This window comes from Candidatus Dadabacteria bacterium (genome assembly GCA_026706695.1).
Classification (GTDB): Bacteria; Desulfobacterota_D; UBA1144; order Nemesobacterales; family Nemesobacteraceae; genus Nemesobacter.
The window spans coordinates 1-8,585 of sequence record JAPOYE010000068.1 but is presented as its reverse complement, the minus strand read 5'-3'; the positions used below and the strand labels follow the sequence as shown (position 1 = coordinate 8,585).

Here is an 8,585-nt window from a genome sequence, read left to right as displayed (position 1 = left end):
GTCTTCAGGGTGTTTTTTCATCGCATCGCCGTTTTTTCGCAAGCATCTCCTTCATTCCCGCCGGGTTAGCGGGATGGTGCCGACAGGTGGTTTCAGATAATCCCGAGACCGGTGAGAACCGCCGCTCCAGCGCCTTGCGCGCGCAAGGTCGCAAGCTTGGCGACCCCCTCCGCCCAAGCTCTCATTTCCTGCCTGATCTCCTGCCTGAATTCTCCCGCAGCCTGCTTGGTTTCCCGAAGCCCCGTCCGTCGGGCCGCTCAGTTTTCCCTGCGTCCACCCGCCCCCTCCAGTATCCCGCTTCACGCCGGACTGCATTCAACTGCCTCGCCCAAAACGCAAACTTACGCCTCGGCCCGCCTTTCGGGAACTCCCGCGTCCAAGAGCTTTTTACATACATGGGAGCGTAAATCCGTTCACAGAATTCTATCGACTGCAACTTGGTTTATCAAGAAATGCGCCTGTCCGTGTAGAACTTGCCAGCATTTGACATTTAATCTTGCAGACATTAAATTAACGGCAGCTCGTCTGCCATGTGTAGAAGGAGTAACGAGGTCGTTCCAGCTAGCCTGTGAGCGGCCTCAGCTTTTTTCAGCTTCTTCGCCAGCACTGCAGAACCCATCACGTTCTTTTCTCAATTTTCTTGGACCAAGGTTTCTCGGACAACGAAAAATTTTTCTTGTTCAACCTTTTCAGCAAATGGAAAATCAGCCCCTCTTTTTTCCCTCCATCCCTTGACACCCGCAAAAACGTGCTTACTTTATAGTTGGCACTTGGAAGGCGCAAGTGCCAGTCAGCTTTAAAAAGTTAAAAAGGAGGTATTAGAGATGGAGATAAGACCGCTACATGACAAGGTCTTGATAAAGCGTCTTGACGTGTCTGAGACGACGGAAGGGGGAATCATAATCCCCGACACCGCGGCTGAGAAACCCCAGCAGGCAGAGGTTATTGCCGTGGGGAAGGGAAGGCCCATTGAAAACGGAGAAATTTTTCCGCTTGACGTAAAGCCCGGCGACAGGGTCATATTCGGAAAATACGGCGGAAGCGAGGTTTCGCTCGGCGGCGAGGATTACCTGATTATCCCCGAACACGAGATACTCGCGGTGATAGAAGACTAACAAAGGAGGAAAACAATAAAATGGCAAAAGATCTGTTATTTGACACTGAGGCCAGGGAGAAAGTTCTCGAGGGCGTTAACAAGCTCGCGGCCGCTGTGAAGGCTACGCTGGGTCCAAGGGGACGCAACGTGCTGATAGAGAAAACGTTCGGAGCTCCGGTCGTGACCAAGGACGGGGTTTCCGTGGCCAAGGAAATAGAGATTGAGGACAAATTCGAGAACATGGGAGCCCAGATGGTAAAGGAGGTCGCCTCAAAGACCAGCGACGTCGCCGGAGACGGCACCACGACGGCCACCATACTTGCCCAGGCGATATACCGCGAAGGCATAAAGCTGGTTGCCGCCGGGCACGACCCCATGAAGCTTAAAAGGGGAATAGACCAGTCGGTCGAGGTTGTGACCGGGAGCATAAGGAAATCAAGCAAGCAGGTGAAGGGACGCACGGAGATAGCCCAGGTGGCCACGGTTTCCGCGAACGGGGACCAGAACGTCGGAAGCATCATAGCCGACGCCATGGAGAAGGTAGGAAAGGACGGGGTCATAACCGTTGAGGAGGGAAGAAGCCTCGACACCGAGCTTGACGTGGTTGAGGGAATGCAGTTTGACAGGGGGTATCTCAGCCCCTACTTCGTGACCGAGCCCGAGAAGATGACGGTTGAGCTCGAAGATCCGCTCATCCTGCTTTTCGACAAGAAGATAGCCAACATGAAGGACCTTCTCCCGCTTCTTGAGGAAGTGGCGAGAAGCACCAAGCCCCTTTTGATAATCGCGGAGGATGTCGAGGGAGAAGCCCTCGCGACCCTGGTCGTTAACAAGATCAGGGGAACGCTCAAGGTCGCGGCCATAAAGGCCCCCGGGTTCGGGGACCGCAGAAAGGCCATGATCGAGGACATAGCCGTTTTAACGGGCGGACAGGTAATATCGGAAGAGGCCGGCATGAAGCTTGAGAGTGCCAAGATAACCGATCTCGGACAGGCGAAGAGGGTTGTCATAGACCGCGACGACACAACGGTCGTCGGAGGTTCCGGCACCAGGGGGTCAATAGAGGGCCGCATAAACCAGATCAAAAGCCAGATAGAGATAGCAAGCGGCGAGTACGACCGCGAGAAGCTCCAGGAGCGCCTCGCCAAGCTCGCCGGGGGCGTGGCCGTGATCAGGGTAGGGGCCGCCACCGAGACCGAGATGAAAGAGAAAAAGGACAGGGTTGAGGACGCCCTTAACGCCACCCGGGCCGCCGTCGAGGAAGGAATAGTTCCAGGCGGAGGCGTGGCCTTCATAAGGGCCATAGGCGCGGTCAACAAGTACGACGGCGCGGATCCCGAGGAGCAGGCGGGAGTCAACATCGTGAAGAAAGCGCTTGAGGAGCCCCTTAGGGGAATAGCCTCCAACGCCGGATGGGACGGCTCCATAGTGGTAGAGAAGGTAATCAACCAGAAGGGCTCAAACGGCTTTGACGCCGCGAAGCTCGAGTACACGGACCTCATAAAGGCCGGTATTCTCGATCCCGCGAAGGTGACCAGGACGGCCATGCAGAACGCGGCAAGCGTCGCGGGTCTTCTGCTCACCACCGAGGCGCTGGTAGTCGACATTCCGAAAGAGGATACGGGCGGCGCCGGGATGCCTCCTGGCGGACCGATGGGCATGGGCGGCATGATGTAGAATCCGCCTCTACCTGGCAGAAACCACGAAGCGGGCACGGCGCACGGGCGCCCTGCCCGCTTTTTTTTGCTATTTCGAATTTTTTTAATTTTCCCTTGACAGTTTAAGTAAATTACTTATATTTTATAGTGTTGATTAGAAATATTGATCAATACTCATCCTTCATCCTCCTTTTTGTTAGGAAGAGCGCCTCGGCCCCCCTGAGGCGCTCTTTTTTTGTCTAATCGAAAAGGCGGTGTATATTTTCTGTCCTAACCTGTTACGGGGTTACTTCGAATGAAACGGCACTACTTGCTTTTAACCGCTTTGGCGCTGATCGCTGTTGTGTGGGTTGCGGTCCTTGGGTTCCTCGGCACGGACAAGGGAAGCTTCCACGGGGATGAGTATCGCCGCCCCGCCTTTGATTTTTCCCTTACCGACCACCGGAACCGAGAATTTTCTCTCTCCGACCACTCGGGCAAGGTCATACTGCTTAATTTCGGGTTTACGAACTGTCCGGACGTATGTCCCACCACCCTGGGGATGCTGGGAGAGGTGCTTGATCTTGTGGGAGACGAGGGGGCGGTCATGGCGCTTTTCATAACCGTTGACCCGGAGCGCGACACCGTGGCCAAACTCGGGACCTACGTTCCGTTTTTCCACGAAGGTATAATAGGTCTCACGGGTCCAGAGCAGTCTATAAAGCAGGTAAACGACGCCTGCGGAACCTTTTATTCAAAGGAGCGGGAGACCTCAGAGTCAGACTACGGGGTAGCTCACTCCCCTGCGGTTTACCTGATAGGTCCCGGAGGCGAGATGATGCTTCGCTACCCCAAGGAAAAGCTTGACCCGAAGAAAATAGCAGGCGACGTAAAACGCCTTCTTCTGTAAGCGCTCATGAACGTTAAAAAAGCCCTGATCGTTTTAGCTGTTTTCCTGCTTGTCGCTCCCCTGGCTTGGAGCAAGGGGGAGATTTCCGTCAAGGATCCGTGGGTAAGACAAAATCCCCCGGGCGCTTCCGTGACCGCGGCCTACATGGTTATTGAGAACCCCGCCGCCGCGGGAGACGAACTTTTGGAAGTGAGCTGCAGCTGCTCCGCTTCGTCCTCCCTTCACGTTACTGAGATGAGGGAAGATTCGATGGCAATGAAGAAGGTTGCTTTGATTGAGATTCCGGCGGGCAAGTCTGTTGCCCTTTCGCCGGGAGGCTATCACGTGATGCTAGAGGGGCTCTCGGGCGATATAGAAGAAAGCGTGATTTTGGAATTGAAGTTCCGCTCGGGCGCGCGGATATCGGTTACGGCGCCTGTCCTCGATCCCCCCGAGGCAACCCGCCGCGGCCACCACCACCATTAGGGTTTCGCCGCTTGGGAGGAGCTGGGCGCCGGGCCTTTATCCTTTACGCCTTTCGGTGCGGGGCTTTTCATTTCGCACTTCGCCCTCATGATTCCCCCGGCCTCGGTTATCAGGGTTTCGATCAGGACTTCTCCCGTTATTGCTCCAGTGCTTTTGATCTCAAGCGCCCCGGCATCTATTTTTCCGGCTACTTTCCCGAATATGATGACCTCTCTGGCGTTTATGTCCCCGGTTACCGAACCGTTAGGGCCCACCACGATCGAGTTGGCGACTTTTATGTCTCCCTTGAGTTCGCCTTCGACCTTCATCGATCCCTCGCACGAGATGATTCCCTCGAACACCACGCCTTCGCCCAGAACTGTTTCCATGGCACCCGAGTTATTGTTTTTGTTCTTCCGCTTGCTGTTATACATACAGGCTTTTCCCTATTTTACGTATTTTTTGGGGTTGATCCTTCTCCCGTATTTTATTATCTCGTAGTGAAGATGCGGCCCGGTTGAGCGGCCCGTCGATCCTAGTTCCCCTATCTTCTCTCCCGCTACGACCTTCTGGCCCCTGGTGACGCTTATCTTGGAGAGATGCCCATAGAGAGTCTTGTAGCCTTTTTTGTGCTTGATGACAACGTGCTTTCCGTAGCCCTTAGCGTACTTGGCCTTCTGAACGACGCCGTCCGCCGTGGCCGCGACCTCGTCTCCTATTTCCCCCCTGAAATCTACTCCGCCGTGAAACTCCCTGGCCTCCGAGAAGGGAGATTTCCTGTAGCCGTAGTGCGAAGAAATTCCTCCCCGCGTGGGTTTTCCGAAAGGAATGGAGTTCATGGCCTCGGCGAGGCGGTCTATGTCCTTCTCGACCGCGTCGAAGTAATCGTGACCGATATCGCTTGTCTGGAAGCCGCGTCCTCCCGCAGGGAGAGCCTTTCTCCGCTTTTTCTCGGAGAGCGTTCTCTCCATGGAGGCAAGTTTTTTCTCAAGACGAAGGACCCTTTTTATGAACTTGTCCTCAAGTTTCTTGTCCACGATTATGTCGTGCGACATCGCCTCGACGGCGCTTAGCAGTTCGTCTATCTCGGCTTGCTTCTGCGCCCGGATATCTTGTGCTTCCCCGTAGAACTTGTATGAGAGAAAGAAGGAGAGAAGCGCGCCCAGCACGAAAATCCCCAAGGCGCCCAGCACGAACTGGAACCGTTTCCTGCTTATGTCCCAAGACCGGGTCCACCCGAACTTGTTACAGCATACTATGAACGATAATCCGTCGTTTCTTTTTTCCACCCTTCACCCCAATGCCGCCCCGATAGCGGCCCAGTTGTAATAGGAACGTTCAGATAAAGATAATTGATAAAAGTCCCTTGTCAAAGCAATGGCAAGTGATCGCAGCGCCTTGTAGTGGGGAACTTTCACTTGCCCGAATAACCCGAGATCCTCCCGAGCTGCTCGAGAGTTCTTACCCCCTCGTGGAACTCTCCGCCGATTTCCCAAGTGGGGTAGCTTTTTATGTTCTTGACCGCGCAGAGGGTAGGATTGGGGTCGGGACCGCTTCGGCTGCACTCAACGTAGGTTATGTGGCCGAAAGCCCCCCCGAAAAGCTCCTTCTGCTTCTCGCAGTGACCGCAGTTGTATGAGCCGTACATGGTTGCTCCGCGCTCCGAGAGGTATTTCGCAAGGCTCACCTGGTAAAAGGTAGCCGCGGACGAGGGATTCTCCCGCGGGGCGGGGGAATGAATGGAGTAAGATGCGGCAAACACCAAGACGAAAACCGCCGCCGCTCCGCCGAAGGACTTTATGGCGCCGCCGGTCGTTTGAGAGGCTGCGAGCAGAAACACCGCTACCGCGATTACGGCCGAGGCCACGCACCAGGAGCAAAGCGTCTCTATTATGAAAAGTTCAAGGTAGGTGAGGTAAGCCGAAAAACCGACAGCCGCCGCCGATAGCCAGAAAAGAAGGTTCCACTTTGTCCGCCGCCCAAGGCGCGAGACGGAAACGGTCACCATAGACGCGTATCCCAAAACTCCGAGCAGCGAGACCGGTATGCCCCCGATGCTCGAGTACCGGCTCTCCCTTACCATGTCGCAGCCTTTGCCCGTAAGGCAAAGCTCCGCGCCCCCGAGCACGAAGTCAGCCACAAGCAGGTATCCTGATACTAGCGCTCCAAGTGCGCAGAGGACGGTCGCCGTCCCCGTGGCGCCGCTAAGAAAGAATTTTTTTCCTTTTGCGGTCATCCCGTTGGGTATTATACAGATTATTCGCGGGTTTTAGAACCCTCTTTGCCCTGCAAGCTTAAGGCCGTGTTAACGGTTTTTAAAAGGGTGATTAAAAAACCTTCGGTTTATCTCTTGTTTTTTGCGCTCCATGCGGTTTTTATTTTATACAGGGTCGAGGGAAAGAATGATTAACAACGACAACATAGCTCAAAAGGTTACGTTTCCGCGTCCCGCCGAGGGTGGCAGGGTCGTAGGCGCGGCGAACTTTGTCTCCACCGTTTTTTCCCCCGCGCTTGTGGTTTTCTACGCGGTGATTCTCTGCTCCTACTCGCTTGACCACTCCTCCAAGTTCCTCTGGATCTCCCTTTTCCTGCTGCTTTTCGTGCTCGCCCCGACGGCCTACATATTCTATCTCATGGGACAGGGCAAGGTGACGGATTTTCATATAAGTGTGAGGGAGGAGCGGATAAGGCCCCTCAGCGTTATTTTCGTCTACTCGGTATTGTCGCTCCTTCTCTACGGATTCGTCGGTGGCCCGGGCGCCTTGGTCACGCTCGGCTACTTGTGCCTTGCGCTTACGGGCCTCTGGATACTGGTTTCGCTTTACTGGAAGATAAGCGGTCACTGCGCCGCAATCGGAGCGCTCGGGGCGGTGGTGTTCGCCCATCCGCACGAGGCCTTGGTTTTCGTTATCCCGCCCCTTGCCCTGCTGGTCGCGTGGTCGAGGGTGAGACTCGGGTGCCACAGCCTGGCCCAGACACTGGCGGGGCTGGTTCTCGGCATCGCGGTCTTCTGGTTCTTTCTTCCCTGATTTTCCCCGCCGCGGTTTTATCCTCAGAGAAAAAGGTCTAGGAGCCCCTTTCGCTCGGCGTCTTCGATAGGGGAGCCGGTCGGGTGTCTGAACTCCTCTTCGCCCCCGTAGCGCTCGGCAAGGGCAAGTATGGTTTCCGATATGTCGGGAACGACGTCCCTGTAGGGTTCGGGCTGCGCCCGGGGAAGGGATACCCATCTCTCAAGGACGCTTTCGAAATCGCTGCCCACCTTGTGGAGCACCTCGAATCCCATCTGCTCAAGCGCCACCGCGTTGCACTCCTGCTCGTACTGCCCCTTCATCGGCACCGCGAGCAGCTTCTTGCCTAGGAAAAGGGCCTCGGAAGGCGTCTCGAATCCGGCGTTGGTGAGTATGCCCTCGCTTTCGGTGAAGCTTTCTATGAACTTCTCGTAGCTTACCGGGTACACGGTGACGTTTCCTTCTGTGTAGGGCTCTCCCTTGTAGTGTTTTGAGAAAAGCTCCCAGCGCACGTCGATTTTGCTCAGATGCCTGATCAGGGTGCGCTCGTCAAAGCTCGGGAGATAGACCGTGTAGTGGCCGTTTCGGCGCACTTCGTAGCGGCGAAGCTCCTTTCTTATTATGGGGGTCTTTATGAAGTTGTCGTACTCGCGGAAATGAAGCCCGAGCGGTATGCAAACGGGGGCGTACCACTTTATTATGAATTCCATTATCTTGTTCGGCTTCTCGGGCCTCGGGGTCTTGGGGGATGCGAACGACGTCTGGTGGGAAAGCGAAACACAGGGCCTTTTCTTGAGGCGGCACGCCCAGGAGGATATGGGCTCGAAGTCGCTTACCACCATGTCGTAATCCGCTACGGGAAGATCGTTAACGTCCCCGAGCAGCTTGTCGAAGCGAGCCTTCTTTATTGAGGCGTAGTAGTCGATTCCGCCGTTTTTTCCGAACACGAATCCGAGTCCCCGCAGGTTATACTTGACCTCGAAGCCGAGATCTATTTCGTGCTGGCGCTCGCTTACCATAATGTCGACCTCGACCGACTTTCGAAGCTCGGTTATCACGTCTTTTGAGCGGCTTATGTGGCCGTTCCCGGTTCCCTGTATGGCGTAGAGTATCTTCAAATCTCTTCTCCTCGCGCGTGAGGTAATTGTAAACTTTTTTGCGGGCGTTGTTAAACATATCCCTACGGTATTTATTGCCGTTTTTTATCAAAGAACGGTAAGGGCCCTGTTAAGGAGCGGTTAACGATTTCCTGTGCCCTGTTGCCGGAACAATGCTCACATCCTGTTTTTGCTGGAGGATTGCAAGTTGTTAAGGCCCGGTTACGGGATGCCTATTATTGTTTTACTGCGCTACGATTCCCGAGAGAGAATCCGTTTTGCCGTTCGGTTGGCAAATGTGTAAGGACTGACTGCCTCGGGAACCGTATTGACTATTGACGTAATTAGTCAATGCGATATGTTAAAACAGGGGGAACTTATATACATAACTAG

The 8,585-nt window shown here is 54.7% G+C and carries 9 protein-coding genes; 5 read left to right on the top strand and 4 right to left on the bottom strand.

Annotated features, from left to right (window positions below):
- Positions 1-824 precede the first annotated feature (824 nt).
- From OXG10_05075 to OXG10_05060, 4 genes are all read left to right on the top strand, one after another.
- Positions 825-1,115, top strand: coding sequence for a co-chaperone GroES (locus OXG10_05075; GenBank protein ID MCY3826736.1), 291 nt, complete (start codon positions 825-827; stop codon positions 1,113-1,115).
- A gap of 20 nt (positions 1,116-1,135) precedes the next feature.
- Positions 1,136-2,773: a chaperonin GroEL gene (gene groL / locus OXG10_05070; protein MCY3826735.1), complete on the top strand. Its 1,638-nt coding sequence runs from the start codon at positions 1,136-1,138 to the stop codon at positions 2,771-2,773.
- A 276-nt stretch (positions 2,774-3,049) separates the two neighbouring features.
- Positions 3,050-3,643, top strand: coding sequence for an SCO family protein (locus OXG10_05065; GenBank protein ID MCY3826734.1), 594 nt, complete (start codon positions 3,050-3,052; stop codon positions 3,641-3,643).
- A gap of 6 nt (positions 3,644-3,649) precedes the next feature.
- Entirely contained in the window at positions 3,650-4,108 is a 459-nt protein-coding gene (locus OXG10_05060; GenBank protein ID MCY3826733.1) for a copper chaperone PCu(A)C, read from the top strand.
- Here the strand turns inward: OXG10_05060 and OXG10_05055 are convergent.
- The 3 genes from OXG10_05055 to OXG10_05045 form a co-directional block, all read right to left on the bottom strand.
- Entirely contained in the window at positions 4,105-4,476 is a 372-nt protein-coding gene (locus OXG10_05055) for a polymer-forming cytoskeletal protein (protein ID MCY3826732.1), read from the bottom strand. The two genes, OXG10_05060 and OXG10_05055, sit on opposite strands and share 4 nt — an antisense overlap.
- A 57-nt stretch (positions 4,477-4,533) precedes the next feature.
- Entirely contained in the window at positions 4,534-5,376 is an 843-nt protein-coding gene (locus OXG10_05050) for a M23 family metallopeptidase (GenBank protein MCY3826731.1), read from the bottom strand.
- A gap of 125 nt (positions 5,377-5,501) precedes the next feature.
- Positions 5,502-6,323: a vitamin K epoxide reductase family protein gene (locus tag OXG10_05045; protein ID MCY3826730.1), complete on the bottom strand. Its 822-nt coding sequence runs from the start codon at positions 6,321-6,323 to the stop codon at positions 5,502-5,504.
- Positions 6,324-6,489: 166 nt separating this feature from the next.
- Here OXG10_05045 and OXG10_05040 point away from each other — a divergent pair, with 166 nt between their 5' ends.
- Positions 6,490-7,116: a hypothetical protein gene (locus tag OXG10_05040; protein ID MCY3826729.1), complete on the top strand. Its 627-nt coding sequence runs from the start codon at positions 6,490-6,492 to the stop codon at positions 7,114-7,116.
- A 23-nt stretch (positions 7,117-7,139) separates the two neighbouring features.
- On the opposite strand, the gene OXG10_05035 is transcribed toward OXG10_05040, so the two are convergent.
- The gene (locus tag OXG10_05035) at positions 7,140-8,213 is read right to left on the bottom strand and encodes a glycosyl transferase (protein ID MCY3826728.1); all 1,074 of its coding nucleotides are present in this window, start codon (positions 8,211-8,213) and stop codon (positions 7,140-7,142) included.
- Between the last annotated feature and the right edge of the window lie 372 nt (positions 8,214-8,585).

Excerpts from the sequence above, each read along its gene's own strand:
- OXG10_05060 (MCY3826733.1), top strand. The coding sequence starts at position 3,650 with ATGAACGTTAAAAAAGCCCTGATCGTTTTAGCTGTTTTCCTGCTTGTC.
- OXG10_05075 (MCY3826736.1), top strand. The coding sequence starts at position 825 with ATGGAGATAAGACCGCTACATGACAAGGTCTTGATAAAGCGTCTTGAC.
- OXG10_05040 (MCY3826729.1), top strand. The coding sequence starts at position 6,490 with ATGATTAACAACGACAACATAGCTCAAAAGGTTACGTTTCCGCGTCCC.
- OXG10_05065 (MCY3826734.1), top strand. The coding sequence starts at position 3,050 with ATGAAACGGCACTACTTGCTTTTAACCGCTTTGGCGCTGATCGCTGTT.
- groL (MCY3826735.1), top strand. The coding sequence starts at position 1,136 with ATGGCAAAAGATCTGTTATTTGACACTGAGGCCAGGGAGAAAGTTCTC.
- OXG10_05055 (MCY3826732.1), bottom strand. The coding sequence starts at position 4,476 with ATGGAAACAGTTCTGGGCGAAGGCGTGGTGTTCGAGGGAATCATCTCG.
- OXG10_05045 (MCY3826730.1), bottom strand. The coding sequence starts at position 6,323 with ATGACCGCAAAAGGAAAAAAATTCTTTCTTAGCGGCGCCACGGGGACG.